This is a genomic window from Microbacterium sp. Leaf320 (genome assembly GCF_001423485.1).
Lineage (GTDB): Bacteria > Actinomycetota > Actinomycetes > Actinomycetales > Microbacteriaceae > Microbacterium.
Genome location: NZ_LMOD01000006.1, coordinates 12,569 through 32,983 on the forward strand (window position 1 = coordinate 12,569; position 20,415 = coordinate 32,983).

The 20,415-nt window shown below is 66.0% G+C and carries 17 protein-coding genes and 1 tRNA gene; 6 read left to right on the top strand and 12 right to left on the bottom strand.

Annotated features, from left to right (window positions below; all coding sequences use genetic code 11):
- Positions 1 to 628 precede the first annotated feature (628 nt).
- The 4 genes from ASF63_RS18040 to ASF63_RS18055 all read left to right on the top strand — a co-directional run bounded on the left by ASF63_RS18040 (position 629) and on the right by ASF63_RS18055 (position 3,935).
- Complete coding sequence (locus tag ASF63_RS18040; protein ID WP_056517436.1) at positions 629 to 1,654, top strand: hypothetical protein; 1,026 nt, start codon at positions 629 to 631, stop codon at positions 1,652 to 1,654.
- Positions 1,655 to 1,736: 82 nt separating this feature from the next.
- On the top strand, positions 1,737 to 2,159 hold the full coding sequence (locus ASF63_RS18045; RefSeq protein ID WP_056517437.1) for a VOC family protein: 423 nt from the start codon (positions 1,737 to 1,739) through the stop codon (positions 2,157 to 2,159).
- Positions 2,160 to 2,385: 226 nt separating this feature from the next.
- A complete protein-coding gene (locus ASF63_RS18050; protein ID WP_056517441.1) occupies positions 2,386 to 2,763 on the top strand; it encodes a hypothetical protein in 378 nt (125 codons plus the stop codon).
- Positions 2,764 to 3,278: 515 nt separating this feature from the next.
- Positions 3,279 to 3,935, top strand: coding sequence for a GntR family transcriptional regulator (locus ASF63_RS18055; protein ID WP_056517445.1), 657 nt, complete (start codon positions 3,279 to 3,281; stop codon positions 3,933 to 3,935).
- Between the two features lie 621 nt (positions 3,936 to 4,556).
- Here ASF63_RS18055 and ASF63_RS18060 read toward each other — a convergent pair.
- The 3 genes from ASF63_RS18060 to ASF63_RS18070 all read right to left on the bottom strand — a co-directional run bounded on the left by ASF63_RS18060 (position 4,557) and on the right by ASF63_RS18070 (position 6,093).
- On the bottom strand, positions 4,557 to 5,021 hold the full coding sequence (locus ASF63_RS18060; RefSeq protein WP_157534439.1) for a hypothetical protein: 465 nt from the start codon (positions 5,019 to 5,021) through the stop codon (positions 4,557 to 4,559).
- A gap of 47 nt (positions 5,022 to 5,068) precedes the next feature.
- Positions 5,069 to 5,650 (bottom strand): hypothetical protein, encoded by a 582-nt coding sequence (locus tag ASF63_RS18065; RefSeq protein WP_157534440.1) that lies wholly within the window; start codon positions 5,648 to 5,650, stop codon positions 5,069 to 5,071.
- Between the two features lie 71 nt (positions 5,651 to 5,721).
- Entirely contained in the window at positions 5,722 to 6,093 is a 372-nt protein-coding gene (locus ASF63_RS18070; RefSeq protein WP_056517455.1) for a hypothetical protein, read from the bottom strand.
- Positions 6,094 to 6,708: 615 nt separating this feature from the next.
- On the opposite strand from ASF63_RS18070, the gene ASF63_RS18075 reads away from it, so the two are divergent.
- On the top strand, positions 6,709 to 7,641 hold the full coding sequence (locus ASF63_RS18075) for a helix-turn-helix domain-containing protein (protein ID WP_056517458.1): 933 nt from the start codon (positions 6,709 to 6,711) through the stop codon (positions 7,639 to 7,641).
- Positions 7,642 to 8,015: 374 nt separating this feature from the next.
- On the opposite strand, the gene ASF63_RS18080 is transcribed toward ASF63_RS18075, so the two are convergent.
- The 4 genes from ASF63_RS18080 to ASF63_RS18100 all read right to left on the bottom strand — a co-directional run bounded on the left by ASF63_RS18080 (position 8,016) and on the right by ASF63_RS18100 (position 12,525).
- Complete coding sequence (locus tag ASF63_RS18080; RefSeq protein ID WP_056517461.1) at positions 8,016 to 9,686, bottom strand: L-type lectin-domain containing protein; 1,671 nt, start codon at positions 9,684 to 9,686, stop codon at positions 8,016 to 8,018.
- Between the two features lie 423 nt (positions 9,687 to 10,109).
- Positions 10,110 to 11,390: an RNA polymerase sigma factor gene (locus tag ASF63_RS18085; RefSeq protein ID WP_056517464.1), complete on the bottom strand. Its 1,281-nt coding sequence runs from the start codon at positions 11,388 to 11,390 to the stop codon at positions 10,110 to 10,112.
- Between the two features lie 32 nt (positions 11,391 to 11,422).
- Positions 11,423 to 11,779: a YciI family protein gene (locus ASF63_RS18090; protein ID WP_056517467.1), complete on the bottom strand. Its 357-nt coding sequence runs from the start codon at positions 11,777 to 11,779 to the stop codon at positions 11,423 to 11,425.
- A 655-nt stretch (positions 11,780 to 12,434) separates the two neighbouring features.
- A tRNA-Ser gene (locus tag ASF63_RS18100) sits at positions 12,435 to 12,525 on the bottom strand.
- A 146-nt stretch (positions 12,526 to 12,671) separates the two neighbouring features.
- Between ASF63_RS18100 and ASF63_RS18105 the strand changes: the two genes are divergently transcribed.
- Positions 12,672 to 13,448, top strand: a complete 777-nt coding sequence (locus ASF63_RS18105; protein WP_056517472.1) for a hypothetical protein — start codon at positions 12,672 to 12,674, stop codon at positions 13,446 to 13,448.
- Positions 13,449 to 13,617: 169 nt separating this feature from the next.
- Here ASF63_RS18105 and cydC read toward each other — a convergent pair whose 3' ends face one another.
- The 5 genes from cydC to ASF63_RS18130 all read right to left on the bottom strand — a co-directional run bounded on the left by cydC (position 13,618) and on the right by ASF63_RS18130 (position 20,388).
- Complete coding sequence (cydC, locus tag ASF63_RS18110; protein ID WP_056517478.1) at positions 13,618 to 15,291, bottom strand: thiol reductant ABC exporter subunit CydC; 1,674 nt, start codon at positions 15,289 to 15,291, stop codon at positions 13,618 to 13,620.
- Positions 15,288 to 16,979, bottom strand: a complete 1,692-nt coding sequence (gene cydD / locus ASF63_RS18115) for a thiol reductant ABC exporter subunit CydD (protein WP_056517481.1) — start codon at positions 16,977 to 16,979, stop codon at positions 15,288 to 15,290. Before cydD ends, cydC begins: the two co-directional genes overlap by 4 nt.
- Positions 16,980 to 17,199: 220 nt before the next feature.
- Positions 17,200 to 18,222, bottom strand: coding sequence for a cytochrome d ubiquinol oxidase subunit II (gene cydB / locus ASF63_RS18120; protein WP_056517485.1), 1,023 nt, complete (start codon positions 18,220 to 18,222; stop codon positions 17,200 to 17,202).
- 14 nt (positions 18,223 to 18,236) lie between these two features.
- The gene (locus tag ASF63_RS18125) at positions 18,237 to 19,652 is read right to left on the bottom strand and encodes a cytochrome ubiquinol oxidase subunit I (RefSeq protein WP_056313331.1); all 1,416 of its coding nucleotides are present in this window, start codon (positions 19,650 to 19,652) and stop codon (positions 18,237 to 18,239) included.
- 109 nt (positions 19,653 to 19,761) lie between these two features.
- Positions 19,762 to 20,388 (bottom strand): helix-turn-helix transcriptional regulator, encoded by a 627-nt coding sequence (locus ASF63_RS18130; RefSeq protein ID WP_056517487.1) that lies wholly within the window; start codon positions 20,386 to 20,388, stop codon positions 19,762 to 19,764.
- Positions 20,389 to 20,415: the final 27 nt, after the last annotated feature.

A 20,415-nucleotide genomic window follows, 5' to 3' on the forward strand; every position in this document is an offset into this window, starting at 1 on the left:
TGACTGATCAGTCGGAATGGAAGACGAACGGGCGGGAAAAGTCTGTCGGCCGACTCCCGTTGTGCCAAAGGGCGACAGATTAGGACGTCAGAGTCGTCGTCTCTTGTGTACCGTGTGCCGTCCCGTAGGAGTCCCGTGTCCCTGTTCTACCGCCGTCCACCACGTGTGCTTGGCGTCGCGATGTTCGTCATTGCGATGGCGGCCCTCTCTGGGTGTGCGACACACGACACGACGACCGATACCGAGGTTTGTGAGCCTGCGTCCCCGGAATTCACCGAAGCAGGGGCCGCTGGCGTGTTCGCGGTCGAAGTAGGCGACTGCTTCGACCATCAGCCCGCGACAACATCCTCAGATGTCCCTGTCGTGCTGTTCGCTCAGTCGCACACGAATGAGATTTCTTACGCGCGCGGGATGCCCGACGGCGAGTTCGACGATGCCGCGATCGCCGCTTCAAGTCCGACGGGCTGCTGCCGGAGGTCGTCGGTCGAGCCTCCGACACGTCGGCGCTCGATGTCTGGAACGGTGTTTCCACTGCAAAGACGTGGGAACCCGCTGACCACGAAGTCCTCTGCGCCATCACTGATCCCAGAGGGTCCGTGCCAGGTACCGTGAAGGGTTCTGAGCAGTGATGAGTACCGTGTCGCCGATGGCGGGTGGGCCAGCGTCCGCCACCTACGCCTCGAAAGTGTGGTCTCCCCTGCTCGGAGCCTTTGTGGGCTCCGCGATCGCCTCGGCTGTGGTCATTGATGTTATGACGGTGAGGCTACCCGTACCGGGAATCAGAGACGCCGGTTGGGATGCGGTCATCGGCCTGATCCTCGTCGGCGTCCTTGTCGCGCTCTTTCTCGCCTTCTGGATGCAGAACCTCAGCGTGGTGATCTCGACGACTTCCGTCACAGTTCGACGCCCGTTTCACGTTCTTGCATCATTTCACCGCGCTGGCACGTCGTTCAGGTCCACGGTCATCACGCACCGCACCACGGGACTCCCTTCTGCAACGACACGAACCTTGATCGCGACCCGCACGGACGGGACATCGAGTGTGTTCACGCTGAACAAGCTCCCCCCCGAAACGTTCAGCGAACTGCTCGACCATCTGAATCCCGCGAGGCCGGGCTCCGATCTGACCGGAGACTTGCGCACCTCCCCATCGGCGACGCCCGCACAGAATGTCGTGTTCACGGTCGATGCTTCGTCGATGATTAGGACTCGGCGAACGTTGACATTCTTCGCGACACTTGTGACGCTCGCTGTCGTGGCGACTGAGGGCGCGATCGGAGTTCAGCCCCTTCGGGCTCCTTCCCTCCCGTTCGTCGCGGTGCTCATCGCCGGCCCTTTCGTAATCGGCTTACTCATCGCCGTCATCATCGTGGACGACCAGGTACGCCGGTTCCCGCGAGCCATCCGCGTGAACGCGCACGACATCCTCATCGATGACCAGCAATACCCGTTCTCGGAACTCTCTCGCGTGTGGGTGACCGCACCCACCCACCAAACGAAACAGATCACCATCGAACAACACGACGGGCGAACAGCCCGCCGCCTGCTCGAAACGGGCAACACCCATATGCGCCAGCCCTACACAGAGTTTGTGCGGACCCTCGCTGAGGCAACGGCAACGCGCCGCGGGCTACTTGGCTTCGACCGGGGCTGACAGACAACCCGCGCGCCCTCTTCCACCACTCGCACCACTCGCACCGCTCTCGGCCACAACGGCCATCACCATGGAGGCACGAATGAACCAGGTCACCCCTTACCTGTCGTTCCGCGGCAACGCTCGAGACGCGATGAACTTTTATCATTCCGTGCTCGGTGGCGAGCTACGCATCGATACCTTCGACACCGTCCCCGCGATGATGTCCTCGCCGCAAGACAAGAACCTCGTCTTGCACTCGCAACTCATGATCGATGATGGTCCCATACTGATGGCTGCGGACACCCCGACGCATATGCCACACTCGCCTGCCGCGGGGATGTCGGTCTCGTTGAGCGGCGACGACCAAGCAGAAATCGAGCGCATCTGGAAAGCAGTGAGCGAGGGCGCCACCGTGACGATGCCGCTTGCCACCCCACCGTGGGGAGGCAAGTTCGGGATGCTGGTCGATAAGTTCGGCATCCCCTGGATGCTGTCCGTCATCGTCCCCGCCCTCGCCGCGTAGGCGACCGACCGTAGGCCGAGATCTCCGAAGGAATGTGATGCTGACCCCTGAACAACCAAGGTCTCGCGTGAGGCGTCGTCCGGCACGCGAGGGTCGACGACGACACCCTGTCGCGTTGATCGTCGCCAGTGTTGCTCTCATCGCTCTCGGTGGCAGTCTTCTTACGGCGACCGCGATCGCCCCACGATCCCTCGAGTATGCCTGGGGCACCATACGGAGTGTTGCCGTGACCACACCTCAGCTCTTCACCCGCGAGCTTCCGTCTGTCCGGCTTGGGGCGTCAGGATCGGCCATCGACCTCGATCGCTGCGATGGCACGTTCACCGAGATGGTCGACTACCGACAACGTGAGGTCCCCCCGGTGTGGGCCGCGCACAACAACTGCGGCGGTGACACGATCCTGCCCTGGAAAGAGGGGCAGCGATTCCTCGTCGGCGACGAAGAATATGAAGTCGTTGAAGTGCGGCTGCTCCCGAAGTACACGGCGACCCCCAAGGACCTCCTCGGCATGAAAGGCGAACTGGCCTTGCAAACCTGCCTTTACGGGGAACCACTTATGTCATTCGTCGGCGCAACATCCGTTCGTGTCTTGGCCGAGGAGTAACGGGATGGATCATGTACGCGCTGCAGCAGGACTGCCCTCCCCCGCGCCGACACCCCACCCCACCCGGCTCGCCTACGACGACGTATATGAGGCCTTAAGAGCGGCGATCCTCCCTCGAAGGCGTTCCTCGTTCAGCCTGGCCGATATCGCAACGAGATCCGCGTGGGTGTCGAGTGTCCGAGATGGACAGGGCCATCTTCTGGTCGGCGGGGCTATCTCCGGAGCTCTTCACGCTCAAAGGACCCGGGGCGCGCAGTCGGGCGATGTCGAAAGGTGTCCCAGCTACTCACCGGGCGCTGCCGTCACGCCCCCGACATGGTCGCTGTGAAGTCGTGGCTTGCCGACGGGCTGCGATACCCAGAGGACCAGAACGCGGAACAGATTCGGGTGTCAAACGCGCTTACGGCTCGTGGCTGGACTCACCTCTCTAACCGAGTTACATCCCTCATTCTTGCCACGTTCACCGTCGCCCTCCGCGCAACGGCATTCACCTACCCCGCACCCCAGGAGCAGCGATGACGATCCTTAAGCACCCGCAAGCAGTGACCTTGACTACCCGACGCGGAGTAGACCCCACGCCCTTGTCAGAGCTGGCCTTTCAACACATCAGTGACCGGATACTCCAGGGCAAGTACGGGCCAGGAGACGTGCTGCACAACCGCCACTTCGCCGATGAGCTCGGAGTGTCGCTCAATCCAGTTCGCGAGGCGATTCTGCGCCTCCGCGACATCGGACTTGTAGAGGTCTCCCCCGCCCGGTACACCAAGGTCGCCGACTTTTCAGCCGCCGAGTCCCGAGCCTCGATCGGCTACGCAGGCAGCCTTGCTGGCCTCGCCCTAAAGAACTCTCTCCCGACCCAACCGTCCCGAACCCGAAAGAAGCTCGCAGCGGCCGCCACCAAGATCATCAGTGCAGAGAACCGCCCCGACGCCACCGCTGCGTTCCTCTCTGCTGTAGCCGCCCTCGTCCCCCATCCCCCGCAGGGCCGCCACCTGACGGAAGTCGCACTCCTGGCGTACTGCGCACTGCGGTTCTCCGCCCTCACCTCGAGCGACGCCGACAGCAGCCTTACCCCTGTTGTCACCACCCTCAGCGACGCTCTCCAGACCGGAAACAGGGAGATCGCCGAAACAACGGTGTGCGCGCTCTTCACGATCCTCCAGGGCAATTAGAGGCCCTCATCGCCCCTGTCGAGTCACCGCAGAAAGCATCGAACTCAAGCTGGGTGAAGAGAAGTGCGCTTGCGACTGGCGGGCTGCCCCCGCCGCACACCCTACGCCGCCTCGATGGCGATGCCCGTTTTTCTAGCCAGGACATCGTTCGCGCTCGTACGACACCACGATTCTGAGTCGACCGCCGGCGAAAGTAGCTCACGACTAGGGTCCCCACAACCACCGAAGGAAACGTAGTGGTGGCAACGACCGGTGGCTGCCACGACATAGTGAAGCAGGAGGTAACGCTTAGGACAGCGCCTGCGATCCAAACCAGCGAACTTGTCCCCACGATCTCCGCCGTCGACGGCCTCCCGACGACGATCGCAACCGCTGCGACGATCGACGCTCCCACTGAGAGAAAGAGCCCCATCGCTCCTACAGGCTGGAAGAACGATGCAAGTGCGTTCTCCAAGAACTGCGAAGACGCATTGTTTTGGTCCGCAACCCACTCCGATGGTCGCATTCCATTCCTAGCTTTCATCTGGGCACAGTCACGCACTGTCCACGATGCACGGTCCATACGGAGCTGTGGGCTCGTCCCGCTGCGCAACCAATGCTCCGACCCGGGACATCTAGTGCCTATGCGGGCGGCGCGGATACCCCTAGGGCGGTGATGAGTTCGTATGCAGCAGACCGTGCCTGCACGATGACCGTGCCGAGCTGCACTCCGCTGGCTGACACCGACAACAGCAACTGCCCGTAAGGCGCAAGGATGAAACTCAGCAGCGACATCTGACTGGCCCCGATCGATACCGACACCACCGCGGACATGCTTGGAGTCGTCCCCTGCGAGAGGATGTCCGCCTCTGCCCTGGCAACTCCGAACAGCGAACCGTTCATCGCCGCCAAACGATCACCCGAGTCGTGAGGGACGCCGACCGACGCGATATGGAGTCCGTCGGCGGTCGAGAGGACTGCTGACGTCATCTCAGGGAACGAAGCCTCTAGGTGGCGTAGCCGCGTAAGCGCGGCCCCGCTTACTACCGCCGACCACAGGGCCCAGTCCGTCGCAATGGCAGGATGCATGAGCGCCTGGTCGTTCATCGTCGAGGATCCCCCATCGGAGAGAGTTTGCTCGCTTGAGTATTTGCTCACAAGTCCTTCTCCGGCAGGTCGAGCGCAACGCACGCGACTCGTTCCACGCTGTCGCGATCGCGCGCATCGGCCGCGATCACACGGTCGACGGGAATCCCGTGGCGGTCGAGTACCTCGGAGAGCGATCCGCGGGCAGCCTCGAGTGCGTCGTCCGCGCAGTGGCTGACGGCGATCACGAGCCGGTGCTCGTCGCCGGCGAATCGGGGGATCCATGTAGCCGCGTCCGTGGCTATGTCCGCGTGATCAGCGCGCAACCAGAGCAGGAACCGGGCGTCAGGCATCGATGAGTACCGCTGCGCATGCGCGAAACGGTCCTGTCCCGGCACACCGATGAGGGCCACAGAAAGTTCTGCTGTGGGCTTCCATGCACCGTAGTCGAGCCCCACGGTAGTGGTCTTCTTTTCGTCGTCACCGAGCTCATCAGATCCAGCCGAGATCGGAACGTCCGTGTCAACCGGTGACACATCGCTCAGCGCGCGTACGGCCGTCGTCTTCCCCGCACCCACCGGTCCCGCGAACACGAGACGATACCGGTTCGGCAGGCCCACCCGTCGCCAGCGCGTGCGTTTCTGTTTCATCGCTGTTTCCGCCAACACGGGGTGCGCCCAGGAGACGTCAACGAGCTCGGTCGTCCGGATAAGTCCGATAGTCAAGCGCTCAGCGCCGTGACATGGCGGTTCACAGCGGACCGGAGCAGCGCGAGGTTCGTGACTTGCCGATCTGCCGCAAGGTAAAGGAACGTGTCCGCATCGACCATCTTGAGCAGATGGAGCTGGGTGTCGAGTGTGAGGAGCATGTCCTCGAGAGTCGCGCCGAGACGAAGAGCCTCGATCGTCTTCCGCTTGTTCTTGACCATTTCGCTGTTGTACGCGCTAGCAACATCCAGATCAAAGTCAGGGCGGACCGATTTCGTCGCGAGCGGCAAACCTGACTCAACGTCAACAACCGATGCGCCAATAAATCCATTGATGTCGTCCGCGATCTGCTGAATGAGAGCGTTCAGTTCGTCTTGCGTAGCCACAGTAATATCCCCGAAAGTCAGGCATCAGAGACCGCGCCTTGCGGACCTCCTGCGCTCCCCACTGACGCCGGCCAGTTGCCACCGCGGTGCGAGGGGAGTCCACTTGCCTCGTTAGTCACATGGTGGACGACCCGACCCGTCAAATCTGTCGCTGAAGAGCCCCAGCGGCGCGGCAGCCGGGGCTGTGAACGCGATGCAACCGGCAAGTCGCCGACCGAGTCTGCGCTGAAACGGCTGAGCGCCGTCTGCGTGCCGCCCTGCGTCGAGATGCGGGGGGCGCCCGAAAGGTGGAGGGCCTGAAGGCGGCGGTTCGAGGGGTTGCCTCCAGGCCCTCCATGGCGCATGCCCGAGCGGGCTGCGCCATTCGGAATCACAGGCGAAGCCAGCGATTCCGCCGTCGCGCCAACAGCCGGGGAGGGTGAGGGGATGCGACGACAGGTTCATTTAGGTTGCTCGTCACACGTCTCTAGAGGCGGAGGTGCGGCTCGAGACTGCGACTCAGCTCCATCAACGAGTTGACGCTAGGACGACCCTAGTCACCGCCTTTCACACGGCTCATCCTGACCGCGTGAATGCTCCCGGTGCGCACCACACCGGACTTTGGAGGAGAGATTCATGAGCGACGCCAGCTTTGAACGTGTGTTCGCCAGCGCGCTGAGACGCCACAACATGTCGCTCTCCGAGCTTCGCCACCGGCTCATCGCGGAAGGTCACCACGTAGCGCTTTCGACGCTGAGCTATTGGCGCTCGGGGAAGCGACGACCCTCGGGGCGGCGTTCACTCGATATCGTGGCTGCGATCGAGCATGATCTCGGTCTACCCAACGATGAGCTGATTGACTACATCGACCACACATCTGAGCACATGTACCTCGCAACGGTTGCACCAACGCAAGATCCGGTCCTCGTTATTGAGATGCGAGAGACCACGACCGAACTCGGGCACCTCGCCACCGTTACCGCAAAGCAGGTGGTGGTCTCGATAACCGCAGATGTAGACGACAACCGCCAAGTGGCGCGAGTCGTGACCCGGGTGCTCCTGCAGGCGGTCGCAGGAACAGTCTCTAGGTTTCCGATTCTCGAGGTTTCGGATGCTGCATCGCCCCGACCTCCCCGTATCCAAATTGTGTCCGGTGGACACATCATTCAGACTTTTGCTCATCCGGGTGGGCGGGTTCTCGGCATCGATGTAGAACTCGATCACCCACTCAAGAGCCCCGGGACGATGAGCTTGGAGTGGTCAGTTGACTATCCGGCGGACTACCCGCAACGCACCAGCATCGCCTACGGCGTGAATGGACGATGTCGCGACATCGTGCTTTGGGGGCGATTCTCGGCTGACGCCGCGCCCGACTGGATCGGAGAACGTGAGGAGCGGCGCTCCGGAGTTCGCAATCACTCGCACGCCGCGCGTGGCCTGAGCCACAGTGTGCACCGACAAAGCTTCGGACCGGGCCGTCTGGTGCTCACCTGGGGATCCGGTTCGGCCCCCTCCGCCCACCCGCCGTCGTTGGCCAAGAGCGGCCTTGGTAGCAGCAGACTGAACTGAGGGTGGGTATCACAGCGCCTACGCGTCGGCTTTCCTCGAGGCGAGTCGCACTGATGGCCGAGTGAGATCACGGATATCTCAGTGGACGAGATCGATGTCAGCGAAGTCGTTGTTCCGTTACTCCCGCCAGGGCTGCCTTCGGAGGCTGCCGGCAACGGACGCGTTCAAATTGTCGCGCTAGCAGAGCAGGTAGCGGTTGAACTGGCGTCGGTCCGTGGAGGATCTGAGATTTCCCTCGCGCGAACGGGAGTGATCCCCGCTGGATGCAAGTCCACGCCGACATCTGCTTGCTGCACGGTCGACGAGGCCGGTCGAGAGCGGGGCGTGACCACACACGGAGGGGGCTGCGCCAGGCAGCCCCCCCCTCCTGTCTGCTAGTTCTTGGTGCGCCGGCGTGCGATGAGCATTGCTCCCACGCCTAGAGCGACGACGACCAGTCCCGCAACGGCGAGGAATCCTGCCCCGCTGCCACCAGTGGTCGCGAGCGCGCCGTTGGTAGGCGTCGAGTCAGAGTGCCCACACGTTGCAGTCTTCAGAGCGACTGTCATCGATGAGGATCCGTCATCTGCGGTTTTCCACCCCGGCGACGTACTCAGTTGGTAGCCCGGCTGCGGAATAGCCAGGATGGTGACCGTGTTCCCCTGAGCAATCTTGCCTTCCACGCGATAGGTGATGCCCTCGGTCTTTGCGACCGTGACTGTGGGTGTTGAGGCACGGTCTGAGGCTGTACACACCGCTTGTTTGACCTGAGGCTCCACGGGCACGACAACCGCGTCCGCGCAATCAACGGAAGTGAGCGTCACCTGCAATGACGCGCTTCCGTCGGCCGCTGCGGTCCACCCTTGCGCCGCCGCGAGCACGTAGCCCGACTTGGGCGTTGCGACTACTGTGACCGTCGAACCCTCAACGACCGACCCGTCAATCGTGTAATTGATCCCGGCAGTAGACGCGGGCGTCACAAACGGCGTAGACGCCTCCCCCGTGTCAGTGCAGACAGCCTGCACGACAGCTGGCATCTCGGGAGTCGCGGTGACCACCGGGGGTGCAGGCTGCTTCAGTACCGCGAAAGCAAGCGGGTTCGCGTTTACGTCGGAGCCACCGGAGGTTCCCCCACCTGCACGACTTTTGCTAACTGCCGCGGCGGTGAAGCCCCAGTACACCTTCGAGTCGCCGTTCTGGAGACCGAACTGGGCGTTCACATCGGACACCGTGAAGGTCTGGGCCGTCCAACTGCCGAGCTGATATTTGAGCGTTCCTGTGTTGTCGCCATGGGGTTCCCAGGAAACGTGGAAGTCGCGCCACGTGTCATTGCTGAGTGTGTCCGTCGCGGAACCGTACTGAAGGTTCGAGTGCGACACCGCAATCGGCGCCGGCGTCACAACACCGACATGACCATACAGCTGCGAGCCACAGAATATCCACCATGAACACAGCTCTCGGTCCCCAGACTCCCCCCCGTAATTGTGTGCGTCGTTCATGTAAGTGTCGAACTCGATCGACAACGCGTTGCGGATGTACTGCTGCTGTGCTTCATCGTCCTTTACATCCCGATCCGGGAATGCTGTGCCCCAGTTTCCACCGTACGCACCGAGCGAGCCGCCGGCAGAACCAACAGCTCCTCGTCCGCGAGGATCGTTCTGAAGAGTAAAGGTCATGCCGTCGCCGAGGTTCGGCTGATAGCCGAGGTACACAGAGAAAGTGCTCTCGAACGGCTGCGAGAGATCAAGTTGGGTGTTCGACCACACCGCGCCGCCTTGATGTTTCGCTGTGTCGACGTCTTCGGCCATCCGCCACTGGTTCGAGTAGGTCGGGTCGACATGGGCGACCGGTCCTACCCCTCCCCCGACTAGCGTGTTCGGGAACACCTGCCCCTCGGAGAACTGTTCGGTGATGTCGAGGTTGTCGGGGTTCCCCGGGTTGTTGGTGCCGAGCGGTTCGTCCACAGGAATGGCGGCACCTGCCGACATCGGAACTGCCACGGCTAGCGTGGCGAACAGCGCGCCGATCGATAGCGCGATCAACCCTCTTTGTCGCTTTTTGGACATGGTACTTCCCCCTGAAATGAGACTTTCTACTGCGGATCTGCGTGGCATCAAGGCCTGCTGAGCCAGCCCCCTGCTGGTGATTGCTTTGCCTCAGGCGTCGATGCCCCGGCCGACCCTAGTACCTGCATTTCACAGGGCACTTGGGAGCAATGTGAAGCTCGAATCTCGGATCCGTGCGGCGCGCACAGCGGCTGGAAGAGAGCCCAGCGTCTGTATCCAGCCCCTACGCTGATCGCATGGAGAACCACGCTTCGAAACTCGTCTAGATCCCGCGATCTCGATCCCGCCACGGCCACCGCGAGATGGACCAGCACGGCACGTTCGAGCCTTCGGGCGACGACCGGAACGGCGGAGGACAATCCCAGCAAGGTGCGCGGGAGCCCGTGCGGGGCCTTGGAGTGGTGACCGGCGAGCCCGCCCTACTCAGCCGGACGCGGGCTCGCCGCCGGCGGCGCGGCTGACCTCCGTCAGGCGCTGCTCCAGGAAGGCGCGCTCCGCGGCGTTCGCCGTGAGCTCCATCGCGCGCCGGTACGACTGAGCCGCGCCGGCGGCGTCGCCGAGGCGGTGCTGCAGATCGGCGCGTGTGGCCGGAAGGTAGGGGTAGTCGGCGAGCCGGGGATCGGTCGCCAGCTCGTCGAGGAGCGGCAGGGCGGCGGCCGGACCGTCGGCGAACGCCACGGCGGCGGCCCGGTTGAGCGCGACCACCGGGGTGTTCCACACCACGAGCAGCCGGTCGTAGAGGTGCACGACGCGCGGCCAGTCGGTCTGCTCGAGGGACGGCGCGATCGCGTGTACGCCGGCGATCGCCGCCTGCAGGGTGAACCGCTCCGGTGGGCCGGACGCCAGCGCCCCGGCCGTCACGGTGAGCCCCTCCAGAATCGCGCGCTGGTCCCAGCGAGTCCGGTCTTGGTCGGCGAGCAGGAGCAGCCGGCCCTGCTCGTCGGTCCGGGTTGCCCGGCGCGCGTCGGTGAGGAGCAGCAGGCCCAGCAGGCCGCGGGTCTCGGCCTGCTCGGGGAGCAGCGCGGTGAGAGTGCGCGCGAGGTGCAGGGCCCGGTCGCAGAGATCCTGACGGACGAGCGCGTCTCCCTCGCCGGCCGTGTGGCCGGTGCTGAAGAGCAGGTGGACGGCGGTGAGTACGCTGTCCAGGCGCTCGGGCAGCTCCTCCCGGCTCGGAACCCGGTAGGGGATCCGCGCTTCAGAGATCTTCTTCTTGGCCCGGGTGATCCGTGCCGCCATCGTCGACTCGGACACCAGGAAGGCCCGGGCGACGTCGGGCGTGGGAACGTTGCAGACCAGGCGCAGGGTGAGGGCGACGCGGGCCTCGGGGGCGAGGGTGGGGTGGCAGCACGTGAACACCAGCCGGAGCCGGTCGTCGGGCACCGCGGCGTCGAGCTGGTCCAGGTTGGCCGGGTCGTGCGGATCGACAGTCGCCGGCTCCACGAGCAGCGGGAGCTTGCGCCGGAGGGTGACCTCGCGACGCAACCGGTCGAGCGCGTGGTTCCGCGCCGTGGTGGTCAGCCACGCGCCGGGCCGCTCCGGGACGCCGTCCCGGGTCCAGGCCTTCAGCGCGCTGACGTACGCCTCCTGCGCGCACTCCTCCGCGACGTCCAGGTCGCCCGCGACGCGCACCGTGGCGGACAGTACGAAGGCCCACTCGGAGCGGTGGGCCTTCGCCAGCGCGGCAGCGACCGCGTCCGCCTGCATGGCGGACGCGGTCGGCTCGTCGCGGGGAGTGTTCAGAACGGGTTCGTCGTCGGGTCCACGACCGGGCGAACCTCGACGCCGCCGAAGGGTGCCGGGCACAGCTTGGCGATCTCGACGGCGTGGTCGAGGTCGCGCGCCTCGATGACGTAGAAGCCGCCGAAGGCCTCCTTGGTCTCGACGAACGGGCCGTCCGTGACCGTGGTGCCGCGCTTGATCGTGGTGGCCGTCGTCGTGGCCGCGAGCGCCTCCCCGCCCGTGAGGGACCCACCGAGCTCGAAGACCTGCTTGGTGAACGTGCTGTGCGCGTCGACCAGCGCGCCCCATGCCTCGGGCGACATGGTCGCGTACTGCGCCTGGTCTTCGTAGATGAGGATTGCGTACTGGGACATGGAGTGCCTCCTGCAGTGGGTCGCGGGCCGGTCGGTCCGGCTCCGTCATTAACTACGACGATCATCCTGCCGCCGGATCGACAGCTGGGCCAAGATCGTCGCCAAGTCGTAGGACGCGCCGAAATGCTGAACCTGTCGATGCCAACCCTCCAAAGGGGGGCGCGCTGTCAGCGGGCTGGACAGCACTCCCTGTAGTTCGACGCCACCGCGCGCGAGGACTAGCCGTCCAGCGTCACGCGGAGGCCGTGAGCGAAAGCCTCAACACCCTGGATACCATGTCGAGCGATTGCATCGTCCCACCCAGCGCGGAATAGCGAGCGTCCATGCCCACGTCGAATCGCCGCGAAAGCACGAGGGTCCGCTGACGCCTTCGGTCACTGTCGAGAGCCCATCGCTCCTGCCCGTGCTCAGGCAAGCAGCCGATCGTCTACGAGCAGTTCTTCACCGTCAAGGGTGTCGACCACGCAGTCTATGGTGGAGCCCGGCAGCGCTGGGTTACCGCACCACAGCCATGCACACGACGACGGGCGGATTTTGACCCAGATCGCAAGCGCGAGGTTTGAGACTCCGCGGAGCCGCAAACTCGCTGCCCACCGAACGTGCCCCACGCCCCGCCCCGGATACGGAAAAACCCCCGATTTCTCGGGGGTTTCCATGGCGGTGACGGTGGGATTTGAACCCACGGTAGGGGGTTACCCTACACAACTTTTCGAGAGTTGCACCTTCGGCCGCTCGGACACGTCACCGCGGACTAGCTTACGACAACCCGGGCCACGGCGCGAATCGAGCAGTCAGGTGAGTTCCGACGCGGGCTTTTGTCCGGTACGCTCCCCGTCGGCCCTCAAGCCCCCTGGTTAGGATGGCCTAAGGCAACGGGCACGGAGGGGACGCAATGGGTTTCATCACATCAGAGGCGCTGGCTGAGACCGGCTATGTCGTGCTCGACGACCATGACCAGGCATCCGACCCCGCCGAGTGGCTCGACCTCGAGTACATCGGCTGGCGCTCGTCGGGCGTCACGCGCTTCGCCCCGCTCGCGAGCTATGCCGGCGCGATCGAGTGCAACGGCTTCTGGAATCACACCCCTCCTCGCACAGACAAGGACGGCGTCTGGATCGAGTCGCAGGTCGCGATCGCACCGACCCTGCAGCGGCGTGCGCTCGAACCCGGCGCGGGAGTCGGCCGCTGCCGCGTGATCGAGCTGCAGCCCAACGAGTACGCGGATGCCGTCTACAACCTGCACCAGGACGACAACAACCGCCTCAACGAAGAGGGCACCGGTTGGGTCGTGCGCGGCTACTACAACCTCTCCGACGACACCGACTCGCTGCTGCTCCTGCGCTCCGACCGCTTCGACCCGGCGACCGAGATCCGCCTGCCGCTGCGCGAGGGGTCGCGTATCATCGTCGACACCCAGCGCTTCTGGCACGCGGTCTGGCACCGCGGCACCGCCCCGCGCTACGCCCTGATCACGTCATGGACGTCGGGTCCCGAACTCGATGCCTACATCGAGGCGAACCACGGCGACCCGCATCCGGTGACTGTCGATCTCGACCCGCGCCTGGTCGACGACGCGCAGGTCGAGCTGCACCGCCGCATCGAAGAACGCCGTCGCGTCTTCGAGGCCCAGGGCATCGTCATGGAGCCCCGCGCCGACCTCAGCGTCTGACGGGCCGGTCGCCCCGTTTCGTCTCGTCGCTGCGCTCCTCGCTCAACGACCGGAAACGCGCCGCTGCTCCCTCACTCAACGAACGGAAACGCCCCGCTGCGCCCTCACTCGACGAACGGACCACATCCGGTCGTTGAGCGAGCGAGCGAAGCGAGACGCGCCACCCGACTCACGCCAAGACGGTGCGCCCGTCTTCGAGCCGGACGACCCGATCGACCGTCTCTGCAGGCGGGGCGACGTGCGAGATCAGCAGCACGGACTGCTCCCCCGCCGCCTGCAGCAGGTCACTCAGCAGCGCGTCGGATGCATCCGGGTCGACGCCCGCGGTCGGCTCGTCGAGCACGAGCACCGGGAAGCCGCGCAGCAGGGCGCGAGCGAGGGCGATGCGCTGCGCCTGACCTCCCGAGACGAGACCGCCGCGGTCGCCCACCCGCGCATCCAGTCCCCCGCGCTCGCGGACCCACGACCCCAGGCCGACACGGTCGAGCACGGCGAGCAGCTCGTCGTCGGTCGCCGAATCCCTGGCGAACAGCAGGTTCTGCCGGATGTCCTCATCGAACAGCTGCGGGCTCTGCTCGCACAGCCCGATCGTGCGACGAAGAGCAGGGCCTGACAGCGCGGCAGCATCCCTGCCGCCCACGGAATACTCACCCTCGACACGCAGGAATCCGACGAGCGCCGCAGCCAGCGAGCTCTTGCCCGCCCCGCTCGGACCCGCCACCAGCACGCGCTCCCCCGGCTTCAGGTCGAGGTCGACTCCGCGCAGCGCGGGCGCTCCACCCGGCCACCACGCCCGCACGCCTCGCAGCCGCAGAGTCGGAACGCCGACGATCTCGGCCTCCTCGCCGTCGTCTGACCGCAGTTCGGCGGGCATCTCGGAGGGCAGCACGTCGACGATCCGCTCGGCGCTCGAGCGCACGCTGCGCCAGGATGCTGCGGCGATGGGCACCGCGCCGAAGACCTCGAACACGACCATCGGCACGAGCACGGCGACTGCGAGCCACGGGCCGTCGATCGCCCCTGTCGAGAGACCGGGGGCAGCGACAGCGAGCGCCCACACCGACGCGGCACCCGCGACGGCCGAGACCACGCCGGCGGCGATCGCCTGCGCGAGCGACGCCCTGCTGACAGCGCGGCGAAGGTCGGCATCCGCCTGTCGCACGCGCTCGCGCGCCTGAGGTTCCGCGCCGAAGGCGAGCAGCACGTCGAGCGTGCCGAAGTAGTCGGTGAGAGCAGCCGAGAGATCGCCGCGTCGACGCGAGACCGCGGCCTCGGCGCGAGATCCGAACACCCACCCCAGTCCGATCGCCGCCGCGGCGGCGATCACCAGGCACGCAGCGAGGGTGAGCGCGGCCGGTACCGACACGAACAGCAGGAACCCGACCGCACCGACCGCGACGAGACCCGACACGGCGAGCGGCTGCACCACCCGCAGCGGCAGATTCTGCAGGTTCTCGACATCGTCGACGAGGGCCGACAGCACGCGTCCGTGGTCGGTGCGTCCGAGCCCCGCGGGCGACAGCGGAGTGAGCCGGCGCACCATGTCGGCCCGCGTCGAAGCGAGCTGACGCAGAGCCGCATCGTGCCCGCTCAGCCGTTCGAGATACCGTGTCACGGCACGGGACACCGCGAAGAAACGCACACCCACGACGGCGATCGACAGCGGCACGAGCGAGTCGACGATCGAGGCGCTGACGATTAGCCAGCCGCTGACGGCGAGCAGGCTCACGGCGGCGCCCGCCGACAGGAAGCCCCAGACCGCGCCGGGCAGGAAGCGACGCAGCGGCGGCTGCGCGAGACGGAGGATGCCGCGCACCCGCGCCGCGGTACCGGGGGCACTCATACGCTCACCCCCAGCTCGACGACGTGGTCGGCGATGTTGCGCGCCGAGCGGCGGTGCGAGACGAGGAGGACGGTGGCGCCGGTATCTGCCCGTGCACGAAGCGACGCCCAGAGCCGGTCTTCGGTGTCGGGGTCGAGCGCGCTGGACGGCTCGTCGAGCGCCAGCACCGCGTCAGGGTGCTGCGCCTGCCGATACAGCGCTCGGGCGACCGCGACGCGCTGCGCCTGCCCGCCCGAGAGCCCGCTGCCCTGCACACCGAGCTCGAGCGCCGGGTCGAGGTCGTTCGCGCAGGCGTCATCGAGGGCGTGACGGATGCCGTCGGCATCCGGCGCCTCATAGCCCAGCGCCACGTTGGCGGCGATCGTGCCGCGGCTCAACTGCGGGCGCTGTCCACTCCAGGCCAGCCATGCCGACGGGGAGAGCTCGCGCACATCGATGCCGCCGACCGTGGCCGCGCCCGAGAACTCCACCGCACCGCGCAGAGCAGCGAGCAGACTCGACTTGCCCGCGCCGCTCGGTCCCTCGATCAGCGTGATGGTTCCGGGTGTTGCGGTGAACGAGACAGGCGGCAGTTCGCGCACCTGCAGGTCTACGACGACCAGGTCTCGCGCGTTCGGGGTTCGCAATTCAGCATGGATGTCGTCGCGACCGGCTGTCAGCCCGTCAGAAGATCGGGTGTCGGAATCTCCTGCTGAATCGTGAACACCGGCGGTCCGAGAGTCGGCCCGGAAGCCGGCCCGAGCCGCGGCCGAATCCAGCACCTCGAACACGTCTTCCGTCGCCGCGACCCCCTCGGACGCGGCGTGGAACTGCACACCGACCTGTCGGATCGGCAGGAAGGCCTCGGGGGCGAGCAGCAGGACGAAAAGCCCGACCTCGAGCGACAGGTCGCCCGACAGCAGCCGGAAGCCGACCGCCACCGCGATCAGCGCCACGGCGAGCGAGGCCAGCAGCTCCATCGCGAAGCCCGACAGGAACGAGAACCGCAGCACCTTCATGGTCTCGCGGCGGTACTCGTCGGCCGTCGTCTCGATCTGCGCGGCGGCGCGGCGCTCGCGCCCGAACAGACGCAGCGTCGAGAGCCCCTGCACGGTGTCGGCGAACCGAGCTGCGAGGCGCTGCAGCGTCTGCCACTGCGTGCGCTGCACCGTGCGGGTCGCGATGCCGATCAGGATCAGGAACAGCGGGATCAGCGGCAGCGTGATGAGCGCCGTCAGCCCGCTCGGCCAGTCCTGCCACCACATCACCGCGACAAGCACCGGCGTCGCGATGACCGTGAGCACGAGCTGCGGGGTGTACCGCGCGAAGTACGCGTCGAGGGCTTCGAGCCCGTGGCCCGCAGTGACGGCGAGCTGCGCCTGGTTGCGCTGCGCGAGCCACCCCGGTCCGAGGCGCCCGACGGCGGCGATCAGCGCGGCACGCAGCTGCATCCCTGTCTTCGCCGCAGCGCGGGTTCCGGCGGCATCCGACGCCGCGATCAGCACGCCCCGCAGGGCGGCGAGGCCGAGCAGCCACAGCAGCGTCGTCGTGACATCGCGTCCGGCGAGAGCGCCGGTGACGGCATCCGTCAGCATCCAGGCGAACGCGATCGTCACCGCTGTCTGCGCGACGCCGATCGCGCCCGACAGCAGCAGGAATCCGCGGGCCGCACTCGCATATCGCAGCAGACGGATGTCGACCGGCTTCACCGCTCACCACGTTTCGTCTCGGGCACGCTCCGCGCGGCCTCGCTCAACGACCGGGATCCGACCCTGCTCCGCGCGGCCTCGCTCAACGACCGGGATCCGACCCTGCACCGCGCGTCCTCGCTCAACGACCGGCCCTCGGTCGTTGTGCGAGCGAAGCGAGCGCCGTACTGAGTGAGCGGAGCGAGTCGAAGTGACGAAACGCAGCCCGCGAAGCCGTGTCTCACGCGTGCGCCGGAGCCCCCTCGATCGAGCTGCGGGTGACCCGCTTGCGGAAGATCCAGTAGGTCCACGTCTGGTACGCCAGCACGAGCGGCAGGGCGATCAGCGCGGTCCAACTCATGATCGTCAGCGTATACGGGGTGCTCGACGCGTTCTCGATCGTGAGGCTGAACGCCGGGTCGATCGTCGACGGCATCACGTAGGGGAACAGCGCCGCGAACAGCATCACCACAGCGGATGCCACGGTCACAGCGCCCGCCGTGAAGGCCCGACCGTCGCGTCCGCGCAGGGAGAACAGCACCGAAGCGATGAGGGCGAGCGCGGCGACGAGTCCGCATCCGACGACCATCCACAGCAGCGGCGCCTCACGCCCGGCGGCCATGACGACCGTCCAGACGACGGTGCCGGCCGCGGCGAGCACCGTGGGCCCTGCCGCGAGCTTCACCAGGCGACGGGCATCGGTGTGCACCTGTCCGTCTGTCTTGAGCGAGACGAACAGCACGCCGTGCAGGAAGAACAGCAGCAGTGTCGTGACGCCGACGAGCAGCGCGTACGGGTTCAGCAGCGCGAAGAAGCCACCGACGTAGATGTGGTTCTCATCGATCGCCACCCCCTGCACGATATTGCCGAAGGCGACGCCCCAGAGCAGCGCCGGCACGGCCGAGCCGATCACGATCATCCGGTCGAAGCCGCGCTTCCATTTCGCCGACTCGCGCTGGTGCCGGTACTCGAACGACACCCCGCGCAGAATGAGCGCGAGCAGGATCAGCAGCAGCGGCAGGTAGAACCCGCTGAACAGCGTCGCGTACCACTCGGGGAACGACGCGAACAGGCAGGCGCCCGCGACGATGACCCAGGTCTCGTTGAGATCCCAGATCGGGCCGATCGTGTTGATCACCTGGCGACGCGAGACGTCGTTCTTGCCGAGGAACGGCAGCGACATGCCCACGCCGAAATCGAACCCGTCGAGCACGAAGTAGCCGACGAAGAGGAAGGCGACGATCCAGAACCACATGTATTCCATGACTGATCCCTTTCTCAGTACACGACAGACGGCAGCTGGGCCGTCTCCTCGTGGGGTTGTTCGTCGGTGTCAGGGCCCTTCTGCGCGGCCTTGATGATGAGGCGGATCTCGACCACGGCGAGTGCCGCGTAGATAGCGGTGAAGGCGATCAGCGAGATGAGCACCTCGAGCCCGCTGACGCCCGGCGAGACGCCGTCCTGCGTGGTCATGAGTCCGAAGACGATCCAGGGCTGCCTGCCCATCTCGGTGAAGACCCAGCCCATGATGTTCGCGGCGAGCGCGAGCGGGAACGACCAGATCGCGAGCTTCCACATCCACTGCGCCGGCGGCTTCTTGGCGCCCTTGCGGGTCAGCCACAGGCCGACGACGGCGACGAGGGCTGCGGCGATACCGAGGCCGATCATCCAGCGGAACGCCCAGTACGTGACCCAGAGGATCGGGGCGAACTCGGTGAGTCCGGTGTCGGCGAACGTGGTGCTGTACTCGGCGTTGAGGTCGTTGATGCCGTGCACGCAGGCGTCGAACGAGTGGGTCGACAGCAGCGAGAGCAGATACGGCACCCGGATCGAGAACAGCTCTGAGCTGCCGTCCGGGGTGCCCAGCGTGAAGATGCTGAACGAGGCGTCGTAGCCGCAGACGGTGTTGAACGTGGCTTCCGCCGCCGCCATCTTCATCGGCTGCGCGGCGTACATCGCAAGGCCCAGCTGGTCACCGGTGAGAACGACGCCGGCGGTCGAGACGATCATCGCCCAGAGTCCGAACTTCAGCGAGATGCGCATCGTGTCGAAGTGCTGGCCGCGGGCGAGATGCCAGGCCGACACCGAGATCACGACACCGGCGGCGAACATCAGCGCCCCGAAGATCGTGTGCGGGAAGGCGGCGAGCGCGACGGGGTTCGTCAGCAGCGCCCAGAAGTCGGTGAGCTCGGCGCGGTTCGTCTCGGGGTTGTAGACGTATCCGACCGGGTTCTGCATGAACGCGTTGGCGGCGATGATGAAGTACGCCGACAGGATGCTGCCGATCGAGACGCACCAGATCGTGGCGAGGTGCAGCTTCTGCGGGAGCTTGTCCCAGCCGAAGATCCAGAGGCCGATGAACGTCGCCTCGAAGAAGAAGGCGAGCAGACCCTCGAAGGCGAGCGGGGCGCCGAAGACGTCACCGACGAAGCGGGAGTAGTCCGACCAGTTCATGCCGAACTGGAACTCCTGCACGATGCCGGTCACGACGCCCATAGCGAAGTTGATCAGGAAGATCTTGCCGAAGAACCGGGTCAGGTGCAGGTACTGCACCTTGCCGGTGCGCACCCACGCGGTCTGGAAGATCGCGGCGACGAGGGCCATGCCGATCGTCAGCGGCACGAACAGGTAGTGGTACACGGTCGTCAGACCGAACTGCCATCGAGACAGGACCAGCGGGTCTAGCCATTCCATGTGCCACTCCTTCTTCGATGCCCTTGTTCTTCTGTGCGCCGGGTGCCACGCTAACGACGCGCCCGCGGCCCCCGGAGGGCTGCAGGCCGTGAATAAGACAGATGCTCGCCTAGGCGGCGGTCATCTCCGTCAGGCGCAGCTGCACGGTGCAGTCCGCCGGGAGGGCGGTGGCGCGCACGGCCTCGGCAGCGAGCGGCCCACCGGCTTCGGTGAGCACCCCCTGCATGAGACCGAGGTGCACGGAGCACAGCATCGGACGGTCTTCGGCGCGACCCGCGGCGTGCGGGCACGGGCTGAGATCGACGGTGAGCTGCTCGTCATCGACGACGGGCTCGAAGCCGCTCTCCTCCAAGTGTTCGATCAGGGCGTCCAGCTGATAGGTCGCGTCGCGACCCAGAGCGGAGGCGGATGCGGGCAGCACCCGGCGCAGCAGGTCGCCGCGCTCGGCTGCGGCCTTGGCCTTGTTGCGAGCGATGGGGCTGGATGCGTCAGCGGTGCCGGTCGCGGCGCTGTAGAGCGTGCGCGGACGACCGCGGGTGGTGCGGTGCTCGCTGGCCTGGATGACGTAGCCGCCCTCGATCAGGCGCTGCAGGTGCTCGCGCACCGTGTTGGGATGCAGCCCCGTGGCGTCGCACAGCTCGCCGATCGTGCGATCGGAACGCGTCTGCACGAGGTGCAGGAGCTGCACCCGTGAGAACGTCGAGATCGGCCCGCAGACGGGCCCGCCATTGGCCATGACTCCAGTATTCCGTGGCCACTGCTT